This is a genomic window from Corynebacterium sp. Marseille-Q4381, from assembly GCF_036881695.1.
Classification (GTDB): Bacteria; Actinomycetota; Actinomycetes; order Mycobacteriales; family Mycobacteriaceae; genus Corynebacterium.
The window spans coordinates 98,670-123,318 of record NZ_JBAJNR010000004.1; the positions used below are offsets into that span (position 1 = coordinate 98,670).

Consider the following 24,649-nt stretch of genomic DNA (forward strand, 5'->3'; position numbering starts at 1 on the left):
TCAGCGTAGTTGCTGGCTGATCTCAATCCCAGCCAAGGTCCCTGGTGCCGCTGCCGGTCAGGTGCCGCCCGAGATAGGGGATGAGAAAGTTGAGGTATCCGCGCCGGGGGCTGTAGATAAGCTCGCGCCTGATCAACCGGTCGCGCACCACTGACAGCTCTTGCGTGCGCTTGCCCATGTGCCGGGCGATGTCAGCGGAAGCGACAGCTTCCTGGCCGCGTTGAATCTCCGCCATCGCAGCCAGATACGCCCGCTCGCCGGCGGGGACGGGAGACAACGCCGGGTCGTGAACGAGCTGGCCGAGGGAATCGAGAACGGTACCGCGAACCGCGATAATGTCGTCGACCGAAGCTTTGGTGCTGCTGGCCGACACACGCTGGAAGACGTGGTAGCCCAGCAGCTGAACCAGAAACGGGTAGCCGCGGGTGAACCCCACCGCTTCGTTGAGCGCGTCGCCCTCGAGGTCGAGGCCGCCAGCGGCAGCCGTTGTCTGGAGCACAGATGCTGTCTCTGCAGGTGTCATCGGCGCCAAGACAGCGTGCTGGGCGCGGCGCAGAAATGTCGTGCCGGGGTGCTGGAGCAGGCGCGCCACACCTTCCGGCAGGCCTGCCGCAGCGAACGCTATGTTTCTGTTGTCCCGGCGCAGATCCTGAACCGCAGCGGTCAGGTGCCAAAGATCGGTCTGGTCGACGCTTTGGACTTCATCGAGCGTGATCAGCACCCCGGATGGCCCGGGTAACGCATCGCACAGCTCGTGTAACGCACTGGTTAACGACGGCGCCGGCTCCGCCCCTTCCGCGGCGGAGGTGGAAAAGCCGCCGAGACCTGCGACGCTAACCCCAGTCACCTTACGGCGGTTTGGGTTCGACTGGCGCAGCCTCTGGAGCGCACGCGGTATCTCCGTGTCAACGAGCGGTTGGATGAGGTCGTAAGGCTGGGCTCGAACATGCATCCAGCCGCGGCGCGCTGCTTCGTCCTCCAGCTCGTTGAGAAGCACTGTTTTGCCGATTCCCCTGGGGCCAGAGATCAACAGCGTCCGGCGCGGATCGCCTGGGCCAGCTTCGAGGGATGCGCCGAAACCGGATGTTAACGCGTCGCGACCACCTAGGATGGCAGGGGAGACACCGAAGGTGGGAACAAACGGATTCACTAGACACCTCGTCGCGCAGTTGGTCGTTGTTATCTTTGTTATACAGCACCGCGTTGTTATATTTGTTATATTCGCGACATGGCCAATGACACGTCAACAATCGGCATTTTCCTCGGATCCGTCCGCGAGGGCCGCTTCGGTGAAGCGGTCGCGCACTGGGTCCTCGAGACCGCGGCCGCGCGCGGCAACGGGTTCAACTACACCCTGATCGACCTCGGCGAATTCGATGTCCCGCACCTCGTCGCCGCAACGCCGCCGGGGATGGCGAACAAGCAGTACGACGACCCGGCTGTCGCCGTGTGGTCGAAGGCCGTCGACGAGTGCGACGGCTACATCTTCGTCACCCCCGAGTACAACCACTCGGTGCCGGGAACGATGAAGAACGCCTTCGACTCCCTCGGCCCGGAGTGGATGGGCAAGCCCGTCGCCTTCGTGGGCTACGGCGCGGACAACGCGATCCGCGCGGTGGAGCACTGGCGCACCATCGTGGCGAACTTCTCCATGTTCGACATCCGCAACCAGGTGGCGCTGTCTGTCTTCGAGGACGCCGCCGACGGCGCGTTTCGCCCGCGGGAGTCGAAGGTGGCGTCGTTAAGCAAGGTGCTCGACGACATCGAGGCGCAACTGAGCGAGTAACTAGCGGGCGTGGATCACGTTCTGCGCCTTCGCCAACCCTTCGGTGACAACGAGCTGCGCCGCGTGCGCCGCTGCGGCGATGTCTTCCTCGCCAGAGATCGGCCCCAGCACCCAGTCCGGCACTGCAATCCCCGCCGGCGGCCGCCCGATACCGATGCGCACGCGGATGTAGTCGCGCGTGCCCAGGTGCTCGGTGATCGATTTCAGCCCGTTGTGGCCGTTCTCGTTGCCTCCAAGCTTCACCCGCACCTTGCCGGCGGGCAGATCCAGCTCGTCGTGCAGCACGATGACGCGCTCAGGCGCAATCCCGTAGCGGCGCACCAGCGGCGCCACCGCTTCGCCGGAGAGGTTCATATACGTCTGCGGCTTGCAGCGCGCCACGCCGTCGATCGGCGGCAGCTGGTCGAGCGCCAGAAAGCCCACGTTGTGCCTCGTCGATGCGTACTCCGGGCCGGGGTTGCCCAGCCCCACCACGAGCCACTCCGCCTTCGTGCGCCTCCAGAATCCAAACACGCCGCATACTGTACCCATGAAACTGCCCAAGATTATCGCGGCACCCATGGCCGGCGGGCCGTCCACTCCCGCGCTGGTCAACGCCGTCAGCTTCGGATTCATCCCGCTCGGCACGTGCACCGCGGCGCAGGCCCGCAAGTGGCTCGCGCAATGCGAGCCACCGTTCGGCGCGAACCTCTTCCTGCCGCAGGAGGAGCCCATGCTTGCCGACGTCCACCTCATCGCCAACTCCCTCAACCACCCAGTACCCGCCATCACTTCCGACTACGACGAGAAGTTCGCGGCCGTCCTCGACGCCGCACCCGCCATCGTCTCCTCGACTTTCGGGTGCTTCACGGAACACGAGATCGAGCGCCTGCACGCCGCCGGCTCCGAGGCGTGGGCGACGGTGACCAGCCCCGCCGAGATCGCTGAGGCCGCCGCCAGGGGAGTGGACGGGGTGATTGTCCAAGGCCCCCGCGCCGGAGGGCACCGCGGGACGTGGGACCAGCGCGACGACCCGGACCAGCGGCCGCTTGATGATCTCCTCTCACTCGTGACCATCCCCGCCATCGCCGCCGGCGGCATCCGGGGCCCAGAAGACGCCGCCGCGTTCGACGTTCCGGTCGCGTGCGGGACCGCGTTTCTGCTTGCCGACGAAGCGGGGACCTCCCAGCGCAACCGCGAATTGCTGCGCTCCGATGCGCCCGCCGTGGTCTCCCGGGCCTTCTCCGGGCGCTGGGCCAGCGGGGTCGAGACCGCGTTTGTGAGGGAGCACCCCGACATCCCGCCGATCTACCCGTACCTGCGGCCCATGACAAGCGACAACGATTACTGCCTCGTCGGCGCGGACCGCGGCGAGCTCCTCGCGGCTCCCGCCGCGGTTATCGAAGAAGCGTTAACACCCTAAGAGGTACCTGCGATTGGTGGAGCATGAAGCTCTCCAAACTTGCCATCGCAGCAGCTACCACCGCGTCCGCGCAGCCGGCGGACCCGACCCCGCGCGGCGGCAGCGCGATGTGGCTCTACCAATCCCTCATGTTGGACGCGATGCACCGCTTCAACAACGTGAACGGGCCCGACAAGCACCCGTCGGAAGTCTTCATTTCCAACATGCTGAGCTCCTTGCCGTTGGCGATCATGCTGTTCCCGCTGCAGGTCATCGCCGAAGCTGAGCTCGCGCTGTCCAGCACCTTCGCACGTTAAGAGGTGCGCTAGTAAATCCGCGTGGTGTTCTCGATAGCGCCGAGGCCGTCGATCTCCACGCGCACGGTGTCGCCGTCGCGCAGGTAGCGCTTCGGGTCGCGCGCGTGGCCCACGCCGTCCGGAGTGCCGGTGGCGATCACGTCGCCGGGCTCCAGCGGGTACAAGTGCGAGATGAACTCGACGAGTGCAGCTGGGGTGAACACGAGGTCGTCGGTAAGCGAATGCTGCACCCGCTCACCGTTGAGTGTGGTGGTCAGCGCGGGGCCCGGCCGCCACTTGGTGTCCAGCCAGGGGCCGAAGCCGGCGGTCTTCTCCAGCGACTTGCCCTGGTGCCACTGCGGTGTGCGCTTCTGGTACGTGCGCTGGGTGTAGTCGTTGATGATGGTGTAGCCGGCGATGAAATCCTCGCCGTTGGTCACGTGCCGAGCCCGTTTGCCCACCACCACAGCGAGCTCGCCCTCGTAGTCGAGCGTGTTGGCGTTGAACGCGGGCACCTCCGCGTCGTCGAAGGCACCGATCAGAGCCTCGGGGAATTTGATGAAAAGCGTGGGCACGTCCGGCTGCTCGTGGCCCATCTCTTCGATGTGCTTGGCGTAGTTGAGGCCGACGCAGATGATCTTGCCCGGGTTCGGGATCACCGGCGCGAAGTCCTGCGGCGCGAAGGTGATCTCCTCGCCTTCGTCATAACCGCCCTCACGAAGCAGCGTGCCGACATCCGGCGCGCTCAGCAGCACAGCCCGCGAGTCGTTGATAATGCGCGCGGCTTTCGTGGTGTCCCCGGTTCTGATCGTGGCAAGTCGCATTGCGCTAGCCTAGCTCGCCCAAGATCAAGTCGGCCGCATTCGCGGCTGCGATGGCGAGGTCCACCTGCTCCTTTGTGCCGAAGGGTTTGAGCACGTAGTCGGCTGGTGCCATGCGCCCTGGCGGGCGGCCGATGCCGACGGCCACCTTGTTGTAGGTGTTACCGAGCGATCTGGTCACCGACTTCAAACCGTTATGCCCGTGGTCGCCCCCGCCGGTGCGAAGCTTCACTTCGCCGAGTTCCAAATCGAGCTCGTCGTAGACCACGTACAGGTCGCCGGGAGAGACCCGGAAATAGTCTGCGAGCGCCTTTACCGGGCCGCCGGAGAGGTTCATATAGGACCGGGTGCGCGCCAGCACCACTTGGTCGCTTGAGGTGAGGCGCCCTGCGGCGAGCTGCGCGATCTCGGTGTTGGTCTTCTTGTGCGGGGAAAGCACCGCGGGCATAGGTAAAACCCTGGTCAGCAGTTCCTCAATCACCACCACGCCCGCGTTATGGCGGGTGGAATCGTACTGCTGGCCAGGGTTTCCCAGTCCGACAATCAAGATGGTCACACGACCATCTTAGGGTTACTCGGAAGCGCCCTCGTCGCCCTCGCCGCCGTCAGCGATCTCGACGTTGTCCGGGTTTGCCTCGTCGCTGTCAGCACCGGCGTCCGCGCCGCCCTCCTCGGCCTCGGCAGCGGCAGCCTCGAGGTCCTCGTCAACCTGCTCGAAGGTGACGTTGACGAGCAGGGTCTCCGGATCGGAGAGCAGCTCAGCGCCGGCCGGCATGGTGACGTCGGAAGCGAAGATCTGATCGCCGATTTCCTTGCCCTCGATGGACACGACGATCTCGTCCGGGATGGACAGGGCGTCGACCTCGATCTCGAGCTCGGTCGCCTCCTGGAGCACGACAGCGTCCTGCGCAGCCTCGCCCTCGGTGATAACCGGCACGGAAACGGTCACCTTCTCGCCGCGCTTCACGCCGAGCAGGTCGATGTGGTCGATCTCGAGGGTGAGCACGTTCTGGTCGACGTGCTTGACCATGCACAGCAGCTTGTCGCCGTCGACGTCGAGCTCGAGGATGGCGTTGGTGCCGTCGTTGCGCACCAGCGCGGTCATTTCGATGCGGTCAACTGCGAAGTGGACGTTATCGATACCGGACTCGTAGAGGACGCCCGGGATCTTGCCGTCGCGGCGCAGGCGGCGTGCGGAGCCCTTGCCAAACTCTTCGCGCTTCTCAGCCTTGATAACCGGAGGAGTGGTAGCCATGGTGGTTCCTTCTTTCAATCGAAGGGCCGCGGGCAAAGAAAAACCTGCGACCACTGAACGTAAAAAATGTGCTCGTCGAGTGATCACAGGGAAGAAATGTCCTGTAAATCTATTCAGATCGCGCCGATAACGGCTCACTAATGAGCCCTCGCCGAGACGACTACAGGCTAGCAGGGCGCTGCTGCCAGACAAAATGGCCGCTTGCCTGCAACTCCTCGTGCTCCTGGCCGAGCGGAATGCCCGTGCGGTCGCACATCACCAGGCTCACGACAAACCCGATCACTGTCGCGGTGAGCAAGTACACCGTGATCGCGCTGGTGCCGCCAGTGGCTTCGCGTAAGGCTGCCGCGATGGTGGGGGCGAACGCGCCACCTAAGATCGCGCCGAGCGCGTACGAGATCGAGGCGCCGGAGGCGCGGATCGAGGCGGGGAAGAGCTCGGCGTAGAACGCGCCGATCTCGCCGTAAGTCAGGCCTAGGCCGATTGTGAGGAACACCAGCGCGAACGTGATTTTGCCAAGTGAGCCGGTGTTTACGAGCGGGAAGAGCGCGAGGACGCCCACCGCTTGGACGATGAACCCGATAGCAAGCGTGCGGGTGCGGCCGATGTAGTCGGAGACCCAGCCCGCAAACGCCGTGGTGCACAACCACACAGCGGCTGACGCGGTCACCGCCCAGAGAATGTCGCCGCGCTCAATCGCGAGCCCTTCCGTGTCGGTGACGTAGTTCTGGATGTAACCGCCGGTTGTCATGTAACCCACGGTGCCGTTGGCGGCAAAGATGAGCGCGGCCGCGAGGACCAAACCGGCGTGGCGCTTGAACAGGGATCCCACCGGGTTGGAGGCAGGGCGCATCTCTTCAACTACCGGCGATTCCTCCACACCTGTGCGGATCCACCAGCCGAGGAACGTCAGCGCGATAGACAAGACAAACGGCACGCGCCAGCCCCACTCGATAAACGCGTCGCCAGGCGCAATCACCGTCATCAGCGCGAGCATGCCGGACGACAGGAGGAGGCCGGCGGGCACGCCGACTTGCGGGCCCGCGCCGTAGAGGCCGCGCTTATCCACCGGCGCGTGCTCCACGGCGAGCAGCACGGCCGAACCCCACTCCCCACCGGCGGACGTGCCCTGGAGCACACGCAGGACGATCAACGCGGCCGGGGCAAGCCATCCGGCGGTCTCGTAGGTGGGCAGTAAACCGATCAGCGCGGTGGCAGTGCCCATGGTGAACAGGGTGACCATCAGTACCTGGCGGCGGCCGAGCCGGTCAGCGTAGTGGCCGGCAAGGACCGCGCCCAGGGGGCGGAAAAGGAAGGACAGGCCCACAGTCAGAAATGCTGCGATGGTGGCGGCTGCAGGACCCAACGGTCCAAACATGACTTTGTTGAACACGAGGCCAGCCACGGCAGCGTAGAGGAAGTAGTCGTACCACTCGATGGCCGTTCCGATGGTGGTAGCCGCGATCACGCGGCGGCGCTCGTTACGCACGTCCGTACGCCTTTAAGAACGCGTCCGTTTCCGCCTCGTTCGTCACGGTGACGCGGATGCCTTCAGGGAAGACTCGGACGAGCACGCCGCCTTGGGCGAGCTGATCTGCAACCTCCTGAGCCGCACCCGGCAACCAGATGAAGTTCGCTTGCGACTCGTCGATTCCCAGCTCGTCCGTTACCCGCTTGCGCTGCGCGACCGTTTGATGGACGCGCTCCCGCAGCTCGTCTTGCGCTTCCAGGGACGCGATCGCACCGGCCTGCGCCACAGAACTGACCGAGAACGGCACAGCGACCTTGTTCAGCGCCTCGATGAGGTGGCGCGGACCGAACGCGTAACCGACGCGCGCACCAGCGAGCCCGTACGCCTTGGAAAAGGTCCGGAGTCCTATCACGTTGGGGTACCTAGTGATTGCCTCTGTGGCGATCGGCCCGTCGGAGGCGGTGTTGTACTCGAAGTACGCCTCGTCCAGCGCCACCAGCACAGCTTCGGGGACACGATTCATGAACTCGTCGAACTCATCGTTCGTAATTGTCGTTCCCGTCGGGTTGTTCGGGTTGCACACAAACACCATGCGGGTGCGCTCCGTAACCGCATCTGCCATCGCAGCAAGATCCACGCGATGGTTGGCGGTCAGCGGCACCGCCACCGGCGCCGCACCGGCGATCTGGGCGAAGATCGGGTACGCCTCGAACGACCGCCACGGGAAAACGACCTCATCACCTGGACCGGAGGTGGCAACCACCAGCTGCTGGCACAGCGCGGAGGAGCCGGTGCCAACAGCAACCTGGTACGCGCCCACACCGAGGTGGCGCGCAAGTGCCTCGCGCAGCTCCACCGCGCCCATGTCGGGGTAGCGGTTCACGCCTGCGAGCGACGCCTGCATTGCGTCGATCACGCTTGGAAGCGGCGCCTCGGCGCACTCGTTGGAGGAGAGCTTTACTGCTCGCGCGTTGCGCACGCCCGGAACGTAGGCCGGCAGCGTGTCAAGGTCGGGCCTGATCATGCGCGTTACGGTACACCGTGGCCGCTACGAACAGTGCCACTGACCACGCGATAAGCGCGAACAATCCGGCGCGGTAATCCGGCAGAACCGCCATGAGCACCAGCACGAGGGCAAAGTAGGCAGCGCACAGGTAGTTGGCCACCGGGTAGCCAGGAGCGGTGAAGCTCGACGACTCACCTCGGCGGCGGAAGTTGAGGTGGGCAAAGTTGACCGACGCCCAGGTGATGAGCTCGGACCCAACCACGACGGCGAGCAGGATCTGGAAGACGCGTCCCTCGAAGAAGTAGTTGAGCAGCACCACAACGCCCATAAGCGAGCAGTTGAACAGCAGCGCCGGAAGCGGCAGACCCTTTTGGGTGGTGGCGGCGAAGGCTCGCGGGGCCTGGCCGTTAATGGCCAAGTCGCGCAGCATGCGGGAACCGGAGTACGTCATGGTGTTGCAGACCGAGGCGACTGCGGCGAGGATAACCAAATTGAGAAGGTTGGCCGCGCCGTCGACGCCCACGAACGTCAGGACGCGGACAAACGGGCTGACGGAATTGTCCAGCTCGTCCCACGGGGCGAGCAAAAGGATGACGCCGATGCCGCCGATGTAGAACACGAGAATGCGCCAAATCACCGAGTTGATGGCTTTCGGGATCGTGCGCTCTGGATCCTCGGTCTCGCCCGCTGCGGTACCGATCGACATCACGCCGCCAAAGGTGAATGTCACGGCCACCAGCGAAAAGACAACACCGCTCACACCCTTCGGAAGGAACCCACCGTGGGCGACCATGTTGTCGAATCCCAGCGCGGGCTCGGGTCCGAGCCCGAGCACCAGCGAGAGACCGAGCGCAATCATGGCAATGAGCGCGACCACCTTGATAAGGGATAGCCAATACTCGGCTTCAGCGAAGATGCTCACCCGCGCCGCGTTGATCACCAGCACGACGAGAAGCGTCACCAGCGCGGTGACCCAGTGGGGGATAGAGGGGAACCAGAAGTCCAAGAAGGTGCCCATCGCGGTCAGCTCGATCATGCCGACCACGATCGTGGTGTACCACCAGTTCCAGCCCGCAATGAACCCCGCGCGCGGGCCGATGTAATCGCGGGCGTAGGCGGCAAAAGATCCTGAAACCGGGTGCGCAACGGCCATCTCGCCGAGCATGCGCATGAGCGAGTACACCACCGCGCCCACGACGAGGAAGGCCAACAGCACCCCGGGCCCGGCGTACCCGATGGATTCCGCCGAGCCGAGAAAGAGGCCGGTGCCGATCGCCGAACCCAGCGCGATCATCCGCAACTGGCGGCTTTTCATCCCGCGCCGGAGCCCGGCGTCGCGGTCGGTGAGCGCGTCGCCGTTCGTCACGTCGCGCTACGCCTGGCCTTCGAACAGGGTCGTGACCGAGCCGTTCTCGAAGATCTCGTGGATCGTCTTCGCCAGAAGCGGAGCGATCGAGAGCACGGTGAGGTTGTTCCAGCCTTCCGTGGATTGCGGCAGTGTGTCGGTGGTGATGACCTCTTCGGCGCCGCAATCGTTCAGGCGCTCGCGGGCCGGGTCGGAGAACACGCCGTGGGTGCAGGCGATGACGACGGACTTCGCGCCCGCCTCTTTCAGCACGCCGACGGCGCCGGCGATGGTGCCGCCGGTGTCGATCATGTCGTCGAGCAGGATGCAGTCCTTGCCCTCGACCTCGCCGACCACGCGGTTGGAGACAACTTTGTTGGCGGCGTCGATGTCGCGGGTCTTGTGCACAAACGCCATCGGGGCGTCGCCCAGCATGTTGGCCCACTTCTCCGCGGTCTTCACGCGGCCCGCGTCTGGCGAAACCACCACGAGGTTGTCCAGCGGGTACTTGGACTTGATGTAGTCGACCAGGATCGGCATTGCGTGCATGTGGTCGACCGGGCCGTTGAAGAAACCCTGGATCTGGTCGGTGTGCAGGTCGACCGACACGATGCGGTCTGCGCCCGCTGCGGTGAGCAGGTCAGCAACCAGGCGCGCGGAAATCGGCTCGCGGCCGCGGTGCTTCTTGTCTTGGCGCGCGTACGGGTAGAACGGCAAGATCGCGGTGATGCGCTTCGCGGAGCCGCGCTTGAGCGCGTCGATCATGATGAGTTGCTCCATCAGCCACTTGTTCAGCGGCTGGGCGTGGGACTGCATGACGAAGCAGTCGGCGCCTCGGACGGACTCTTCGAAGCGGATGAAGATTTCGCCGTTGGCGAAGTCGCGCGCCGTGGTGGGAACGAGGTCGATGCCCAGTTCTTTGGCCACGGCCTCGGCCAGCTCCGGGTGCGCGCGGCCGGTGAAAACCTTCAGGTCCTTGTGGCTTTCAGTCGAGTATCCAGTCATGGCGTGTCTCGGTCCTACCCTTCTTCGCGTGCTCGCTGTGCGGCCGCAGCCGCGTCGGTTCCCGGCCGGTTTTTCTCCACCCAGCCTTCGATGTTGCGCTGGCGGCCTTCCTTGATAGCAAGGGCTCCAGCCGGCACATCCTGCGTCACCACTGTACCCGCACCGGTGTACGCGCCATCGCCCACCGTCACGGGAGCGACGAACATGGTGTCGGAGCCCGTGCGACAGTAGTCGCCGATGGTGGTGTGGTGCTTGTTCACGCCGTCGTAGTTGGCGAAAACGCTGGAGGCGCCGATGTTGGACTCGCGTCCCACCGTCGCGTCGCCGATGTAGGTCAGGTGCGGCACCTTCGAGCCTTCGCCGATCTTCGCGTTCTTCGACTCAACGAAGCCGCCGAGCTTGCCGCGGGCACCAAGTTCGGTGCCGGGGCGGATGTAGGTGAACGGGCCGACGGTTGCCTCTTCGCCGATCACGCCGAGCTCGCCCTGGGTGCGCACCACGGTTGCGCGCGCACCGACTTCCATGTCTTTCAAAGTGGTGTCGGGTCCGATTTCGGCACCGTCGCCAATCACGGTCGAGCCCCACAGCTGGGTGTTCGGGTGGATGATCACGTCGCGGCCGATCTCCACCTCCACACCGATCCACGTGGTGTCCGGGTCGATGACGGTCGCGCCTGCGCGCATCGCACGCTCCACCAAGCGGCGGTTGAGCTCCTTGCCGGCGGCAGCAAGCTGCACGCGGTCGTTCACGCCGGCTAGCTCGCGGGCGTCGGGGGCGATGAACGCGGCGACCTTCTTCCCCTCGCCGCGGGCGATGCCCAGCACGTCGGTGATGTAGAGCTCGCCTTGGGCGTTGTCGGTGTTGAGGTGGGTCAGCGCCTCGCGCAGCACGGCGCCGTCGAACGCGAAGACGCCGGAGTTGACCTCGCGCACCCGGCGCTCGTCATCGGTCGCGTCCTTTTCTTCCACGATGCGCTCGACGTCGCCGTCTGCGTTGCGGATGATGCGCCCGTAGCCGGTCGGGTTCTCAAACTCGAGAGAAAGCACGGTGACTGCGGCGTGCTCGGACTCGTGCTTTTCCACCAGCATTTCAATGGTCTCGGCGGTCAAAAGCGGCACGTCGCCGTTGGTCACTACCACGGTGCCGTCGAAATCCGGGATGGCGCCGAGGCCGATCTGCACGGCGTGGCCGGTGCCGTTTTGTTCCTCCTGCACGGCCTGGCGCACCTCGATGCCCATCTGTGTAGCGATCGCCTCAACCGCGGGGGAGACCTGGTCGCGCTGGTGGCCCACAACCGCCACAAGGTGGCTCGGGTGGACGCCAGCGGCGGCGTGCAGGGAGTGGGACAACAGGCTTCGCCCGCCGATTTCGTGAAGGGTCTTCTGGCGGTCCGACTTCATGCGGGTTCCGGCGCCGGCGGCCAGAACGACGACGGCGCGTTGCTGATCAGGCACGTGCGGTCTCCTTGTGGGGGTTGAGGGTTTGTTTTTAGGGTTCCAGCTTAACGCTTCGACACGTCTTTCAAGCGCGTCGCACCGAGCACGCCGGCGTATCCCACGACCGCGAGGAAGACCAGGGCGGCCTGCGGCCCGAGTACCGAAACTGCCGACGACACCGCGCCGACAACCAGCAACACAACGCCCATCACGGTGTTGGACGCGCCGGTGATCATGGTGCGCTTGTCGCCGTCCGCCATGTCCACCAGATACGTCTTGCGGCTCACCCTCACCGCCGTGTGGGCGAGGTTGACCAGGAAGAACCCGAGCGGCATCACCCAGGCGTTCACTCCGCCGGGTGCGAGGCGGGCGCTCGCAACCAGCGCAACGATGACGGTTGACGCGATGCCTGCGGCCCAAGCCATGGTGCTTTTCGACGACCTGTCGGAGAACTTCCCCGAAATCCTCCCTCCAATCAGCGACGCGCCGCCCGATGCGATCACAAACGCCCCGAGCCCGGTCAGGTCTGCGCCCTGCTCGCCCGCCATGACCACGATGAACGGTGTGGACAGCGCGGTGACCAGCATCAGCGAGCGCACGACGAGGAAACGCTGCAGGTCTTTGTCGCTGCGGACCAAGGCCCACATTTGCCTCAAGCTCTGGCCGTCCTTGTCAGCGGGCTCGGCCTCCGGCTCATCAATGCCGCGGAAGACCAGGGACGCGAACGCCCAGGTAGTTGCGCCGATGCCGAGCAGCGCGGCGAGCGCCCACTGAGGCAGATCGTTCGGCAGCAATGCGAGGACAACGCCGATCACCAGGGTAAAAGCGCCGGCGAGCGCGGTCGCGCGGCCGGTGATCTCGCCGCGGCGGCCCTTCGAAATGGTGCGTCCTTGGACGTCTTTGCCAGCCAACGAGCACAGCGAACGGAAGATCGCGTGGGTGGCCAGCAGGATGAGGATGGTGGCGCCGAGTAGGGGGCCGTCGATAAGCAATGCGCTCACAGCAATCAGTGCGGCGGCGAGCGCCTGCCCCCACGAGCCGATCAGCCACACGCGCTTGCGCGAGCGTTGCGAGGTCACCCACGGGCTCAAGATCGCCTGGGGGAGCATCGATCCCGACTCGCGGATGGGCACCAGGAAAGAGGTGAGCACCGCCGGCACGCCCGCGGAGCTGAACAACCACGGCAGGACGGTTTTCGGTGCGACGATCTGGTCGCCGATGTTTTGCAGGCCGTTCGACCAGACAAAGCGGCGGGCGTTCGCTTCCTCGTTACGCATAGTTGCAGATAGTAGTATCATTTTGCCCAAACCTGCGAGCTTGGAGGAGAGCATGAGGATGACACGACGGACGTTTTTCAAAGGCGCTGTGTTGGCGACCGCTGCGGCGGCCGCAGGGGCGGCCGCATCCTGCTCCACGCAGCCGAAACCGCGCGGCGCCGAGTTCGACGCCCGCCCGCTGCGCATCCCACCGCTCTACGAAGGCGAGCTCGACGGCAACGTCCGCCGCTTCGAGCTCACCGCGCAGGAGGGCGAGTTCGAGATCATCCCCGGCACGATGACGAAAACCTGGGGGTTCAACGGCCCGTACCAAGGCCCGACGCTCTACATGCGCCACGGAGAGAAGATCGAGATGACGGTGCGCAACGAGCTGCCGGAGGCCACGGTGGTGCACTGGCACGGCATGCACCTGCCGGCGTCGGCAGACGGGGGGCCGGCGCTGATGTTCGATCCGGGGGAGACGTGGTCGCCGTCGTGGACGGTCGACCAGCCGGCGGCGACCTGCTGGTACCACCCGCACCCGCACGAAAAATCCGCGACCCACGCCTACCGCGGCCTCGCCGGCGGCCTTGTGGTGGACGACGACGAGTCGATCTTCCCGGGCCTTCCCAACAACTACGGCGTGGACGACATCCCGGTGATTATCTCGGACGCGAACTTCACCGAAGGCGGCCAACTGGATGAGGACAGCGGCTGGGTCGGCGACACGGTGATGGTCAACGGCATGACGCGGCCGCTCTTCGAGCCGACCACGAGGCGCCTGCGCCTGCGTGTGCTCAACGGCTGCGTGCTGCGCTTCCACCACCTAACCCTGGGCGTGCCGTTCACGGTTGTCGCCACCGACCAGGGGTTCATCGAGTCCCCGGTCGAAGTCGACGGCGTGCTGCTGAGCCCCGGTGAACGCGTGGAGATTGTCGTGGACCTTGAGCCAGGAAAGGAGCTGACGCTTACAAGCGACGGCATCCCCAACCTCGGCGGCCTGTCCGACAAGGACACCGCGAAGACGTTCGGCTTCCCGGATCAGTTCGATCTACTCGAAATCGCCGCGCCGCCGGCGGACGCGCCCGCGTCCCCGTCGCTGCCGGAGAAGCTCGTAGCGTTCGACGTGCCCGGTTCGGCCGTCGTGGAGCGCGAGTTCCGCCTCAACGGCATCCAGATCAACGAGCAGACCATGGACATGGATCGGGTCGACTTCGTGGTCGACCACGACGGGCCGGAGATCTGGCACGTGACCAACGAGAACGACGACATGCCGCACAACTTCCACATCCACGACGCGCGCTTCGCGGTGATTGGGGTGGAGAACGGGGAGCTTGCGTTCTCAACAGGCTGGCACGACACGATCAGCGTGCCGCCGCTTTCCACAGTGAGCTTGCTGGTTGAGATTGGCTACTACCCGGATCCGAGCTTGGCATACATGTACCACTGCCACATGCTCAACCACGAGGACCAGGGCATGATGGGCCAGTTCGTCGTGACGAAGCCGGGGGAGACGCCGAAATTGGAGCGCCCCGGCAGTCACTGGCAGTAGGAGCGGAGTCACCATGCAGTCAGAGACGCTAACTGTCCCGATTACGCGGCTGGAGGCGTTGTCGATCTTGGAGAAGCCGTCTATCCAACTCGGCTAGAGCGGCGAGAAGTTCGTCCTCTAACTCGGCATTGTCCTCTTGCTGTCGGCGAGCGCTGAACAGCTCATAACGCTCCCCAGCAAGCCTGTCTGCCGCAGATCGTGTAATTCTTCCTCGGTCTTTGAGAGGCTCCCGCTCATTGAACTCGATGAAGCGATCAGTCTTTTCTAGCCAGTCACTCATATGGATGACCTTGCGGCTCTCTGCTTGGAACTGGGCATAGTCCAGAAACTGACTCACCAGCAGGTTGAGGTGTCGTAGCTCATCGGCGGTCAGATAGTTCTTGGCCACCGTGACATCGCGTTTGCTGACCCGCTTCCCCTTCCAGCTAGTCAGGCCAAGGTTATCAGCGGCGGCATCACTGCGGGTGGCAATGATTTCGCTAGCGGTGAGGCAAGTAATCGCGTAATGAAGCTTGTCTTGAATAGTTGCGTAGATTTGGTGGGTTCGCGGTGCGTCCTTGTCATAGTCGTCCGCCAGGGAAACAATGTTTCGAAGCTCTAGATACAAGCGTGCCTCGTTTGAACGAATGTCCCGGATGCGTTCGAGCAACTCGTCGAAGTAATCCACCCCGCGGGGATCCTTCAACTTCTCATCGTTTAGAACGAAACCCTTAATCAAGTAGTCCTGCAATATCGAGCTCGCCCACGACCGGAATTGATTGCCTCGTGGTCCTCGCACGCGAAAGCCGACGGCCATGATCGCGTCGAGATTGTAGTGGTCGAGCGAACGGTTTTGAATACCCTGACCTTGCACCTTTCGGAACTTCCGAACAACCCTTTCGCGCCTCAACTCCCCTGAATTGAAGATGGACTTAAGGTGCTCGCTTACGCTCGATCGCGCGACGTCAAAAAGCTCGGCCATTTCAGCTTGGGTCATCCACACGGTGCCGTCAATAAGGCGAAGCTGGACTTGAGTTCGGCCGTCATCTGTGTTGTAGATGACGAATTCTCCCAGTTCGTCCCGCTGGATTTCGGGTTCACTCGCAGCCAACTTTCGCTTCACCCTTTCGCAGTCAAAACTAGTGTGACTTGCCCCCGCCACCCCAGATAGAAGCGATGCTAAGCACTGCTGGGCAGTGCGAAACCAGTGCAACTCAAAAGTTGCGAAGCTTCCCCACCAGGACTCGAACCTAGAATGACGGTACCAAAAACCGTAGTGTTGCCAATTACACTATGGGGAAATGCAATTGGAGAGTCTAGCTCATGGCCACCCGATCCCAAATCCCGGGCTGCTCCAAGGCCAGTAAGCTGGTCGGCATGGCTCGACAGCGAATGACCGGCGCGCAACGCCGGGATCAACTCATCTCCGTTGGTCGCGCCGCCTTCGCCGAACGCGGCTACGAGGGCACCTCGGTGGAGGAGATCGCGAGTCGGGCGGACGTGTCCAAACCGGTCATCTACGAGCACTTCGGCGGTAAAGAAGGCCTCTACCGCGCCGTGGTCGAGCAGGAGATGGAGAAGCTGAAAGGCTCCATCACGAACGCGATTCAGGAGGGGCGCTGGCGCGAGCGCATTGAGCGCGGCGTGTTGGCGCTTCTCACGTACGTCGAGGAGGACACCGACGGGTTCATCATTTTGGCCCACGGCCAGCTCCCGGGTGGAACACGAACCTACTCCACGGTGTTGAACGAAGTCACGGCCCAGGTGTCGTACCTGTTGGCAATCGCGTTTCAGCACCGCGGCCTCGACGAGGACGCGGCCACGCTCTACGGGCAAGCGCTCGTCGGCACGGTGTCCAACACCGCGCTGTGGTGGCTGGATGAGCGCAGCCCGGATAAGCACTCCACCGCGCGCCACCTGGTCAACCTGGTGTGGAACGGCTTAAGCGGCTTGGAAGCGCTGCCGCATGTAACTCATATAGCTGAGGAAGAGAAGGATTGATGACGGATCAGACCCTGCCCGCGCTCGCGGGAGTGCTCACCGCCGCCCAAGCGGACCCGAAGCTGAAAGGCCTTTCAAGCCGCATCGGCGACGAGTCGCTGCACATCACCGCCCCCGATCAGGCCCGCTCCTGGGTCGCCGGAACGCTGGCGCGCGAGGTGCCGCTGCTTGTGGTCACGGCCACCGGGCACGAGGCGGAAGACCTTGCGGCGGAGCTGAAAGCACTGCTTGGCGACGCCGCCGTGGCCGAATTCCCCGCCTTCGAAACACTGCCGCACGAGCGCCTTTCGCCGGCCCCGGACGTGGTGGGCCGCCGCGCCAAGGTGCTCCACGAGATGCCGAAGGTGGTGGTCGCCGCCGCCCGCGCCGTGTGCCAGCCCAGCCTGCCCGCAGTTGCCCCGATCACCCTCGAGTTGGACGCCGAGCGCGACTTCACCGAGCTCGTCCGCGAAATCGAGCGCTTCGGTTACCGCCACGTGGACATGGTCGCCGCCCGCGGCGAATACGCTACGCGCGGCGGCATCGTCGACGTGTTCCCCACGACGAGTGCGAACCCCGTGCGCGTGGAGTTCTGGGGCGACGAGGTCACCGACATCCGCACCTTCGCAGTCGCCGACCAGCGCACCATCGACGAGGTCGCGCGCGTCTCGCTTTACCCTGCGAGGCAGTTGCTTATCGACGACGCCGTGAAGTCCAAAGCCGACACCCTCGCCCGCGCCTACCCGTCGAACCCGACGTTGGTCTCCCTTCTGACGCGCGCGTCCGAAGGCGTGCACGCCGACGGCGAGGAGTCGCTCCTGCCCGCGCTCACCGACGCGCCGTGGTCGGTCCTCCCAGAACTGTTCGAGCAGGGCATCGTCCTTGTGACCAACCCGGAGAAGGTGCGCGCCCGCATCGCCGATCTGGAGGCGACGGACGTGGAGTTCCTCGAAGCGGGCTGGGAGGCCGCCGCGATGGGCGCGGAGGGACCAGTCGCCGTGGAGGGGCTCGATGTCTCCGCGTCGTCCTACCGCTCGTACGAGTCGCTGGCTGTCTCCGCGCGCAAGGCCGGCAACGCTTGGTGGACGTATGCTCCGCCCGGCATGTTCACCGCCGACGAGGCCGAGACGCTGCCGCTCGAGTTCGACACCGCCCCCGCGCCGAAGGGCGACCAGAAGGCGATTGAGCAGCTCTACGCAACGCTCAAGCTGCACGTGCAGGACAACCACGGCAAGGCAGCGTTCGTGGCGCCGGCGAAGGGCACGGTGGAGCGCACCGCGGAGCGCCTGCGCGAGCACGGCATTTCCGCCCGCATCGCCACCCCTGGCCTTGAACCGGTCGACGGCGCGGTGACCCTCTACCAGGCCCTGTCCCACGGCGGCGTCGTCTTCGGCGGGCCGAACCTTGTCGTGGTCACGGAAACGGATGTCACCGGCAACCGTGTCGGGGACATCGGCGGAGCGAAGCGCCGCGCGCCGAAGCGGCGCAACCGCGTCGACCCGCTGGCGCTGAAACCAGGCGATTACGTCGTGCACGAGACCCACGGCATCGGCCGCTTTCTGAAAATGGCGGAGCGGACCGTTTCCGATTCCAGGCGCGAGTACATCGTGCTGGAGTACCAGCCTGCTAAGCGTGGCCAACCGGCGGATCAGTTGTGGGTGCCGATGGAATCGCTGGATCTTCTCTCGCGCTACTCGGGCGGGGAGCAGCCGCACCTGTCCAAGATGGGCGGATCCGATTGGAAGAGCACGAAGCGCAAAGCGCGGGCCGCGGTCCGCGAGATCGCAGGCGAGTTGGTGGAGCTCTACGCCAAGCGCCAGGCCGCACCCGGTCACGCTTTCGCCCCGGACACCCCGTGGCAGCACGAGATGGAAGACGCCTTCCCGTTCGTGGAAACGGAGGACCAGCTCAACGCAATCGAAGCCGTTAAGCACGATATGGAGCAGCCGGTGCCGATGGACCGCGTCATCGTGGGCGACGTCGGCTTCGGCAAGACCGAAGTCGCCGTGCGCGCGGCGTTCAAGGCGGTGCAGGACGGCAAGCAGGTCGCGGTGCTGGTGCCGACCACGCTTTTGGCCCAGCAGCACTACTCGACCTTCTCGTCGCGTATGGACGGCTTCGGCGTCACCGTGCGCGAGCTGTCGCGCTTCACCTCGGCCGCGGACGCGAAAAAGATTATGGCGGGGCTCGCGGACGGGTCGGTCGATGTCGTGATCGGCACGCACCGGCTTTTGGCGACAGGCGTGCAGTGGAAGAACTTGGGCCTCATCGTTGTCGATGAGGAGCAGCGCTTTGGCGTGGAGCACAAGGAGCACATCAAGGCGCTGAAGTCTCACGTGGATGTGCTGACCATGACCGCGACCCCGATTCCGCGAACACTGGAGATGTCGCTGACAGGGATCCGCGAGATGACCTCGATCACCACCCCGCCGGAGGACCGCCACCCGGTGCTGACCTATGTCGGCCCGCAGGAGGACAAGCAGGTCGCGGCTGCAATCCGGCGCGAGCTGCTTCGCGACGGCCAAGTGTTCTACATCCACAACAAGGTCGCGGACATCGAGAAGGTCGCGCGCCGCATCCGCGAGCTCGTTCCCGAGGCGCGTGTGGTCATCGCGCACGGCCAGATGTCGGAGCAGGTGCTCGAGCAGACCGTGCAGGGATTCTGGAACCGCGAATACGACGTGCTTGTGTGCACCACGATCGTGGAGACCGGCCTCGACATCGCCAACGCCAACACGCTGATTGTGGAGAACGCCCAGAACATGGGCCTTTCCCAGCTGCACCAGCTGCGCGGTCGTGTTGGGCGTTCGCGCGAACGCGCCTACGCCTACTTCCTCTATCCGAAGGACATCACGCTCACCGAGACCTCTTACGACCGGCTGGCCACCATCGCCCAGAACAATGACTTGGGCGCGGGTATCGCCGTGGCGCAGAAGGACTTGGAGATGCGCGGAGCGGGCAACGTGCTGGGCTCGGAGCAGTCGGGCCACATCGCCGGCGTCGGCTTCGACATGTACGTCCGACTCGTTGGCGAGGCTGTGGAAACCTACAAGGCGCTGATGAGCGGCGAGGTCATCGACGCCACCGATCAGGGCCCGAAGGAGATCCGCATCGACCTGCCGGTGGACGCCCACATCCCGGAGACCTACATCAACTCCGAACGGCTGCGCCTCGAGGCGTACCGCAAGCTTGCTGAGGCCCGCACGGAGGAGGACTTGCGCACCGTCGCCGATGAGATGGTCGACCGCTTCGGCGCGCTGCCGCAGGAGGTCGAGCACTTGATGGCGGTGGGGCGGCTGCGTCAGCAGGCGCGCGCCGCCGGAGTCTCCGACATCTTGACCCAGGGCACCCGGATCAAGATCCACCCGGTGGAGCTGCCGGATTCGAAGCAGGTGCGTCTCAAGCGCCTGTATCCCGGCGCGAACTTCCGGGCGGCGGCAAAAACGCTGCAGGTGCCGATGCCGCGCGAATCGAAGGCGATCAACAGCCCGAACCTGCGCGACACCGAAATGCTGCAGTGGGTGGCCGACTTCATGACGTCCATGCTGGACGCGCCGCAAGTCTCAGTCACCGGGTCAACCGCGGTGGAGCCAAGCGGCGTCTTCTCGTTCGAGGGCTAGTTAGGCGGGCGTGTTTCGCCTGCCGCGCCGGCTGCCGTATGATTTTCAAGGCAGCAATCGCCCCTATAGCCCAATTGGCAGAGGCAGCGGACTTAAAATCCGCCAAGTGTCGGTTCGAGTCCGACTGGGGGCACTACATTTCTTCGAGCGGGCCGGGGGAGCGGTCGCCGCGCAGGCGCTTCACCACGTTCTCGGCGGAGATCAAACACATGGGCACGCCCACACCGGGAAGCGTCGTCGCGCCCGCGTACAGCAGGTTGTTAAGCTTCCGGGAGCGGTTGCGCCCGCGCAGAAACGCCGATTGTCGCAACGTGTGGGCAGGGCCGATCGAGCCGCCGGACCACGCGTTGTAGCGCTCGGCGAAGTCAGCGGGGCCGAGCGTCGCGCGCACCACGATGCGATCTTCAAGATCAACAACGCCGCACCACTCGGCGATCTGCGCCACGGCCGCGTCCGCGATCGCGCGCACCGCAACGGATTCCTCGCCGCGGTACAGATCGCCGTGGCCTACGGATTCGGCCGCTGGCACCGGCACGAGGACAAAGAGGTTCGTGTCGCCAGCCGGCGCGGTGGTCGGGTCCGTGGCAGACGGCTTGGACACATAGATCGAACGCGACGCGTCCAGAGGGCGTGACGGCTCTGGCGCGTTGAACACGGCGTCAAAGTCCGCGTCCCACTCGCGACTGAAGAGCAGGTTGTGGTGGGCAAGCTGGGGAATCTCGCCCGCGACGCCCAGCATGACCAACACGGTGCCCAGTCCCGGGTCGCGCGGCGCGAAATACGCCTCGTCGTAGGTGCGCTTCTCCTTCGGCAAAAGGCGCGTCTCTGTGTGGTGGAGGTCCGCGCAGGAGACCACCACGTCCGCCGGGATCTCCTCGCCCCCGACCAAGCGCACGCCGGTCGCGCGACGGCCCTCGTAGGTGATCGCCGCGACGTCCGCGCCTAAGCGCACGGCCGCCCCGTTCTCCCTCGCCAGCGCCTGCAGCGCATCGACCACCGCAGCGAACCCGCCTTGCGGGTACTGCACGCCCTGCACCAAATCCGTGTGGCTCATCAAGTGGTACATCGACGGCGTGCGCGACGGGTGCGAGGACAAAAACACTGCCGGGTACGTCAGCATTTGCCGCAGGCGCGTGTCGGTAAACCGCTTCGCCACGTAGGCGTCGAGTGGTTGCGCAAGCAGCTTGGGCAGCAGAAGCAGTTGCTTATCGACGCCCCCCACACCCCCAGCAAACGTCGTATACAAGAACCGCTCCAGCGCGATCGTGTACGTGAACTTCGCTGAATCCAGGTACTCGCCGAGTGCCGCCCCCGCGCCGGGCTCGATCGATTCGAAGAGCGCCTGCGCCTGCGCGCGCCCGGATTGCACGTCCACGGGCTCGCTCCCCTCCGGAAAGAGGCGGTAGGCCGGGGTCAAGTCAACCAGGTCGAGCAGGTCTTCGGTGCGTTTGCCGAAGAGCGCGAAGAAGTGGTCGAACGCGTCCGGCATGAGGTACCACGACGGGCCGGTGTCGAACCGGAAACCATCAATGGCCTCGTCGCCGGCGCGGCCGCCGACGGTGTCAAGGCGCTCGAGGACGGTCACCGCGTACCCTTCGCGCCCGAGCAGGGCGGCGGTGGCGAGTCCTGCGACACCTGCCCCGATAACGACAGCGTGTTGCGCGTTGGTGCTCATGGCAGCGCTCCTTTGGTAACCGCCGCGCGGGCAGTGATCATAATTTTGCGGCTGGCGGGAACACTCACCCGCGCAGCGGCCAAGTCGGCGGCGTCTGTTTGCTCCAGCATGGTGGTCAGCTCCCTGAACAGCGCCTCAGCGGCCGCGACGGCGCCGCGCACTGGTGCGGGCAAGAGCGGTATTGCTGCGCGGGCCTCGGCGAGCTCCTCCCGGATGCCGGCGGTGACAGCGGCTTTCGTCGCATCATCAGGTGCCATGCCCTCCGGAAGGTACCTGCGTCCGAGGGTGTCGCGGTCCTCGCCGAAGTCGCGCAGGAAGTTGATCTTCTGGAACGCGGAGCCGAGCGCGCGGGCCCCGGCCTCCATCCGGGCGCGGTTCGCCGGAGCCGGGTCCTCGCCGACGAGAAACGCGCTCAGGCACAGCAAACCGATCACCTCAGCGGAACCGTATACGTACTCGTCGAAGTCTTCCCGGGTGTAGCGCACTTGGCGTATGTCGCGGCGCATGGAGGCGAAGAAGGCGCGGACGTGCTCTTCGGTGAACCCGCAGCGCCGCGCGCTGGCGGCGTAGGCGTGCAGGACGGGGTCGGTGTGGAACCGCGCGGCGGGTGCGGCGAGCACAGCCCGCTCGTAGTCAGCGATCAATGTCGCCGGGTCTGCGCCCGCCTCTAGGGCTGTGCCGTCGACGATCTCGTCGGCGACGCGCGCCATGGCGTACAGGTTGTTAATGTCGCGGCGGGTTGTGGGGGGCAGTATCCGCGAAGCCAGCGAAAAGCTCGTGGAATACGAGGCGATGACCTGCGCGGCTGCGCGGTCGCACATCCGGTCGTAGCGCTTCAAATAACCGGGGACTGTACTCACCCGTTTCAGCCTAGAGGACGCGGGCAACCTCTCCCGCCACGAACGCCGAGCCGGCTCGCGCGGGGTGGTAGGCCATGTTGTAGTCGCGGGTTGTGGTGTCGATAAAGCCCGCGACCCAGCGCTCGTTGTCGCGCGCGCAGGTGTTGTGTCCTGCGGAGAGCGGCTTCAGGTCGAGGTAGACGGCGCCGATCTCGCGGGCCGCGCGGATCTGGTTGTCGCGGGTGAGGGTTTCCACCCGCTGCACAATCGGCACCGGTACGCCGCCGGGCAGGTTGGGCACCACGTTGATCAGGCAGACGCGCTGGGCGCCCCACGGCTCGGAAATAGCGAGCATGCCGGGAATGATGATCCGGGCGTTCGGCGCCACCTCGCGGACGCGGGCCGCGGCTGCGTGCATGTTGGCAACGTAGTTGTTCTGGATTCGCGGCTGGTCGAACCGGGTGTTGGCCGTGAACATGTTGTCCGGCCAGTAGTCGTTGATGCCGACCGCGAGGACCACGGCGCGGGTGCCCGGGTTGAGATCGCCCGCGCGGATCGCGCCGTTGATGCGGCTCATAACCGACCACGAGGTCGCGCCTGAGCAGGACCAGTCACGCACGTCACGCCCGGTGCGGTACGCGAGCTGGCGGGGCCAGTTGTCCGGCCCCTGCAGGCACCCGCCCATCTTGGGGTAGTTGGCGAGGTAGTCGGAGCTGGCCATTCCCGGGATCTTCGCGGCCCAGTGGCGCTGCTGGTCGGGGTTGGCGGCGAACGAGTCGCCGAACACCACCACGTCGCCTACCGGCTGCGCGGCAGCGGAGGGGGCGAGCGACCCTGCAAGCGCTGCGACAGCGACGAGTGCCTTGGCCAGACCTTTCAAACGCATGCCGGAAAGCTTACAGTCCGCTGCGCATATCTTCGTAAGCGGCGAGCGCTGTCTTACGTGATTCTTTGATGTCCACCATCGGTTCTGGGTAGAGCGGGGTGTGTACCTCCGGCACCCAGCGCGTGACGTAGGAAGCGTCAGGGTCGAACTTCTCCTGTTGGAGCACCGGGTTGAAGATGCGGAAATATGGGGCGGCGTCGTCACCGGAGCCGGCCACCCACTGCCAGTTGAAGGGGTTTGAGGCCACGTCGGCGTCGACAAGCGTGTCCCAAAACCACTCTTCTCCGTGGCGCCAATGTATGCCGAGGTTCTTGGTCAGCCAAGAACCGACCACCATGCGCGCGCGGTTGTGCATGGTGCCGGTGGCCCACAGCTCGCGCATCCCGGCATCCACAAGCAGCACCCCAGTTTCGCCGCGCTGCCAGGCAGTGAGGTGCTCGAGGTGGACGGCGTCCGGCTCCATATCCGGGTTCGCGAAGGCGTGCTTAGTGCTGCCCGGCGCAGCGCGCGGCGTCCACGCCCACTCGAACTGGTCGAATTGTTCGCGCACGTTGCGGGTCTCGAGGTCCTCCACGTGGAAGTACCGGTGCCACGCGAAGTCCCGCCAGATCAGCTGGCGCAAAAACCCCGCGGTGTGCGGGTGCTCTACAGCCGCCGCCCACACGGTGGCGGGGGAGACCTCCCCAAAACGGAGGTGGGGGCTCAGCCCAGAGGTCGAGCCTGCGCCCAAGGTGTCGTTGTCGTACGCGCCCTTGGAGAGGAACGCCTCGAGGCGGCGCAGTGCTGCGTCTTCGCCCGGTTCACAATGCCTGGCCAGGGTGTCCGCCGCCCAGAACGGTTCTGTCTCCGTAGCCCAGTTGCTGAACGCCTCCACATCAACGTCTGCGGGGGTGATTCGCGGCGCCGCCGCGGGCGCAGGCGGGCTGTCGAGCAGGTTCGCCTGCACCGCCTTCGCAAACGGGGTGAAGACCTTGAACGGGGTGCCGGAGCTGGTGGTGATCTCGAACGGCTCTGTGAGCAGGAAACCCGGGTGCGACACTGCACCCGTGGCCTCTAAGCG

At 65.1% G+C, this 24,649-nt stretch carries 22 protein-coding genes and 1 tRNA gene; 7 read left to right on the forward strand and 16 right to left on the reverse strand.

Features of this window, described 5'->3' with window-relative positions; all coding sequences use genetic code 11:
• Positions 1–22: 22 nt before the first annotated feature.
• Complete coding sequence (locus tag V6D40_RS04675; protein ID WP_334289205.1) at positions 23–1,150, reverse strand: ATP-binding protein; 1,128 nt, start codon at positions 1,148–1,150, stop codon at positions 23–25.
• 78 nt (positions 1,151–1,228) lie between these two features.
• Between V6D40_RS04675 and V6D40_RS04680 the strand changes: the two genes are divergently transcribed.
• Positions 1,229–1,786, forward strand: a complete 558-nt coding sequence (locus tag V6D40_RS04680; RefSeq protein WP_334289206.1) for an NADPH-dependent FMN reductase — start codon at positions 1,229–1,231, stop codon at positions 1,784–1,786.
• On the opposite strand, the gene pth (V6D40_RS04685) is transcribed toward V6D40_RS04680, so the two are convergent.
• Complete coding sequence (pth, locus tag V6D40_RS04685) at positions 1,787–2,317, reverse strand: aminoacyl-tRNA hydrolase (RefSeq protein ID WP_334289207.1); 531 nt, start codon at positions 2,315–2,317, stop codon at positions 1,787–1,789.
• Between pth (V6D40_RS04685) and V6D40_RS04690 the strand changes: the two genes are divergently transcribed.
• Both V6D40_RS04690 and V6D40_RS04695 read left to right on the forward strand, forming a co-directional pair.
• Complete coding sequence (locus V6D40_RS04690) at positions 2,316–3,188, forward strand: NAD(P)H-dependent flavin oxidoreductase (protein WP_334289208.1); 873 nt, start codon at positions 2,316–2,318, stop codon at positions 3,186–3,188. The genes pth (V6D40_RS04685) and V6D40_RS04690 overlap by 2 nt on opposite strands.
• Before the next feature lie 23 nt (positions 3,189–3,211).
• Entirely contained in the window at positions 3,212–3,484 is a 273-nt protein-coding gene (locus V6D40_RS04695) for a hypothetical protein (protein WP_334289209.1), read from the forward strand.
• 8 nt (positions 3,485–3,492) lie between these two features.
• On the opposite strand, the gene V6D40_RS04700 is transcribed toward V6D40_RS04695, so the two are convergent.
• The 9 genes from V6D40_RS04700 to V6D40_RS04740 all read right to left on the reverse strand — a co-directional run bounded on the left by V6D40_RS04700 (position 3,493) and on the right by V6D40_RS04740 (position 13,079).
• Complete coding sequence (locus V6D40_RS04700) at positions 3,493–4,287, reverse strand: fumarylacetoacetate hydrolase family protein (protein WP_334289210.1); 795 nt, start codon at positions 4,285–4,287, stop codon at positions 3,493–3,495.
• A 4-nt stretch (positions 4,288–4,291) separates the two neighbouring features.
• Positions 4,292–4,840 carry an aminoacyl-tRNA hydrolase gene (gene pth / locus V6D40_RS04705; protein WP_334289211.1) on the reverse strand — a complete coding sequence of 183 codons (549 nt, stop codon included), beginning with the start codon at positions 4,838–4,840 and terminating at the stop codon, positions 4,292–4,294.
• 15 nt (positions 4,841–4,855) lie between these two features.
• Positions 4,856–5,539: a 50S ribosomal protein L25/general stress protein Ctc gene (locus V6D40_RS04710; protein WP_334289212.1), complete on the reverse strand. Its 684-nt coding sequence runs from the start codon at positions 5,537–5,539 to the stop codon at positions 4,856–4,858.
• A 160-nt stretch (positions 5,540–5,699) separates the two neighbouring features.
• Positions 5,700–7,028 carry an MFS transporter gene (locus V6D40_RS04715; RefSeq protein WP_334289213.1) on the reverse strand — a complete coding sequence of 443 codons (1,329 nt, stop codon included), beginning with the start codon at positions 7,026–7,028 and terminating at the stop codon, positions 5,700–5,702.
• Positions 7,021–8,034: a histidinol-phosphate transaminase gene (gene hisC, locus V6D40_RS04720; RefSeq protein WP_334289214.1), complete on the reverse strand. Its 1,014-nt coding sequence runs from the start codon at positions 8,032–8,034 to the stop codon at positions 7,021–7,023. The genes V6D40_RS04715 and hisC overlap by 8 nt, the downstream gene beginning before the upstream one ends.
• Positions 8,015–9,382 (reverse strand): amino acid permease, encoded by a 1,368-nt coding sequence (locus V6D40_RS04725; RefSeq protein ID WP_334289215.1) that lies wholly within the window; start codon positions 9,380–9,382, stop codon positions 8,015–8,017. The genes hisC and V6D40_RS04725 overlap by 20 nt, the downstream gene beginning before the upstream one ends.
• Before the next feature lie 6 nt (positions 9,383–9,388).
• The gene (locus V6D40_RS04730) at positions 9,389–10,366 is read right to left on the reverse strand and encodes a ribose-phosphate diphosphokinase (protein ID WP_334289216.1); all 978 of its coding nucleotides are present in this window, start codon (positions 10,364–10,366) and stop codon (positions 9,389–9,391) included.
• 14 nt (positions 10,367–10,380) lie between these two features.
• Positions 10,381–11,820 carry a bifunctional UDP-N-acetylglucosamine diphosphorylase/glucosamine-1-phosphate N-acetyltransferase GlmU gene (glmU, locus tag V6D40_RS04735; protein ID WP_334289217.1) on the reverse strand — a complete coding sequence of 480 codons (1,440 nt, stop codon included), beginning with the start codon at positions 11,818–11,820 and terminating at the stop codon, positions 10,381–10,383.
• A 47-nt stretch (positions 11,821–11,867) separates the two neighbouring features.
• Positions 11,868–13,079: an MFS transporter gene (locus V6D40_RS04740; RefSeq protein WP_334289218.1), complete on the reverse strand. Its 1,212-nt coding sequence runs from the start codon at positions 13,077–13,079 to the stop codon at positions 11,868–11,870.
• A gap of 58 nt (positions 13,080–13,137) precedes the next feature.
• On the opposite strand from V6D40_RS04740, the gene V6D40_RS04745 reads away from it, so the two are divergent.
• Positions 13,138–14,610, forward strand: a complete 1,473-nt coding sequence (locus V6D40_RS04745; protein ID WP_334289219.1) for a multicopper oxidase family protein — start codon at positions 13,138–13,140, stop codon at positions 14,608–14,610.
• A 28-nt stretch (positions 14,611–14,638) separates the two neighbouring features.
• Here the strand turns inward: V6D40_RS04745 and rhuM are convergent, their stop codons facing one another.
• On the reverse strand, positions 14,639–15,712 hold the full coding sequence (rhuM, locus tag V6D40_RS04750; protein ID WP_334289220.1) for a RhuM family protein: 1,074 nt from the start codon (positions 15,710–15,712) through the stop codon (positions 14,639–14,641).
• Positions 15,713–15,966: 254 nt separating this feature from the next.
• On the opposite strand from rhuM, the gene V6D40_RS04755 reads away from it, so the two are divergent.
• From V6D40_RS04755 to V6D40_RS04765, 3 genes are all read left to right on the forward strand, one after another.
• A complete protein-coding gene (locus V6D40_RS04755; protein ID WP_334289221.1) occupies positions 15,967–16,590 on the forward strand; it encodes a TetR/AcrR family transcriptional regulator in 624 nt (207 codons plus the stop codon).
• Complete coding sequence (gene mfd, locus V6D40_RS04760; RefSeq protein ID WP_334289222.1) at positions 16,590–20,189, forward strand: transcription-repair coupling factor; 3,600 nt, start codon at positions 16,590–16,592, stop codon at positions 20,187–20,189. The genes V6D40_RS04755 and mfd overlap by 1 nt, the downstream gene beginning before the upstream one ends.
• A gap of 59 nt (positions 20,190–20,248) precedes the next feature.
• Positions 20,249–20,322, forward strand: a tRNA-Leu gene (locus V6D40_RS04765).
• Here the strand turns inward: V6D40_RS04765 and crtI are convergent.
• Genes crtI through V6D40_RS04785 form a run of 4 tightly spaced genes read right to left on the reverse strand, consistent with a single transcriptional unit; the run spans position 20,323 to position 24,628 of the window.
• Positions 20,323–21,864, reverse strand: a complete 1,542-nt coding sequence (crtI, locus tag V6D40_RS04770) for a phytoene desaturase family protein (protein WP_334289223.1) — start codon at positions 21,862–21,864, stop codon at positions 20,323–20,325. It lies immediately after the preceding tRNA gene.
• The gene (locus V6D40_RS04775) at positions 21,861–22,685 is read right to left on the reverse strand and encodes a phytoene/squalene synthase family protein (RefSeq protein WP_334289301.1); all 825 of its coding nucleotides are present in this window, start codon (positions 22,683–22,685) and stop codon (positions 21,861–21,863) included. The genes crtI and V6D40_RS04775 overlap by 4 nt, the downstream gene beginning before the upstream one ends.
• A 49-nt stretch (positions 22,686–22,734) precedes the next feature.
• Entirely contained in the window at positions 22,735–23,589 is an 855-nt protein-coding gene (locus V6D40_RS04780; RefSeq protein ID WP_334289224.1) for a GDSL-type esterase/lipase family protein, read from the reverse strand.
• 10 nt (positions 23,590–23,599) lie between these two features.
• Positions 23,600–24,628, reverse strand: coding sequence for a cryptochrome/photolyase family protein (locus tag V6D40_RS04785; protein WP_334289225.1), 1,029 nt, complete (start codon positions 24,626–24,628; stop codon positions 23,600–23,602).
• Between the last annotated feature and the right edge of the window lie 21 nt (positions 24,629–24,649).

What these genes read in the sequence shown, in the direction of transcription:
- V6D40_RS04755 (WP_334289221.1), top strand. Translation starts at nt 15,967, where the DNA reads ATGGCTCGACAGCGAATGACCGGCGCGCAACGCCGGGATCAACTCATC.
- pth (WP_334289207.1), bottom strand. Translation starts at nt 2,317, where the DNA reads ATGGGTACAGTATGCGGCGTGTTTGGATTCTGGAGGCGCACGAAGGCG.
- V6D40_RS04700 (WP_334289210.1), bottom strand. Translation starts at nt 4,287, where the DNA reads ATGCGACTTGCCACGATCAGAACCGGGGACACCACGAAAGCCGCGCGC.
- mfd (WP_334289222.1), top strand. Translation starts at nt 16,590, where the DNA reads ATGACGGATCAGACCCTGCCCGCGCTCGCGGGAGTGCTCACCGCCGCC.
- V6D40_RS04740 (WP_334289218.1), bottom strand. Translation starts at nt 13,079, where the DNA reads ATGCGTAACGAGGAAGCGAACGCCCGCCGCTTTGTCTGGTCGAACGGC.
- hisC (WP_334289214.1), bottom strand. Translation starts at nt 8,034, where the DNA reads ATGATCAGGCCCGACCTTGACACGCTGCCGGCCTACGTTCCGGGCGTG.
- V6D40_RS04730 (WP_334289216.1), bottom strand. Translation starts at nt 10,366, where the DNA reads ATGACTGGATACTCGACTGAAAGCCACAAGGACCTGAAGGTTTTCACC.
- V6D40_RS04775 (WP_334289301.1), bottom strand. Translation starts at nt 22,685, where the DNA reads ATGTGCGACCGCGCAGCCGCGCAGGTCATCGCCTCGTATTCCACGAGC.
- crtI (WP_334289223.1), bottom strand. Translation starts at nt 21,864, where the DNA reads ATGAGCACCAACGCGCAACACGCTGTCGTTATCGGGGCAGGTGTCGCA.
- V6D40_RS04680 (WP_334289206.1), top strand. Translation starts at nt 1,229, where the DNA reads ATGGCCAATGACACGTCAACAATCGGCATTTTCCTCGGATCCGTCCGC.
- V6D40_RS04690 (WP_334289208.1), top strand. Translation starts at nt 2,316, where the DNA reads ATGAAACTGCCCAAGATTATCGCGGCACCCATGGCCGGCGGGCCGTCC.
- V6D40_RS04745 (WP_334289219.1), top strand. Translation starts at nt 13,138, where the DNA reads ATGACACGACGGACGTTTTTCAAAGGCGCTGTGTTGGCGACCGCTGCG.
- V6D40_RS04695 (WP_334289209.1), top strand. Translation starts at nt 3,212, where the DNA reads ATGAAGCTCTCCAAACTTGCCATCGCAGCAGCTACCACCGCGTCCGCG.
- V6D40_RS04710 (WP_334289212.1), bottom strand. Translation starts at nt 5,539, where the DNA reads ATGGCTACCACTCCTCCGGTTATCAAGGCTGAGAAGCGCGAAGAGTTT.
- V6D40_RS04780 (WP_334289224.1), bottom strand. Translation starts at nt 23,589, where the DNA reads ATGCGTTTGAAAGGTCTGGCCAAGGCACTCGTCGCTGTCGCAGCGCTT.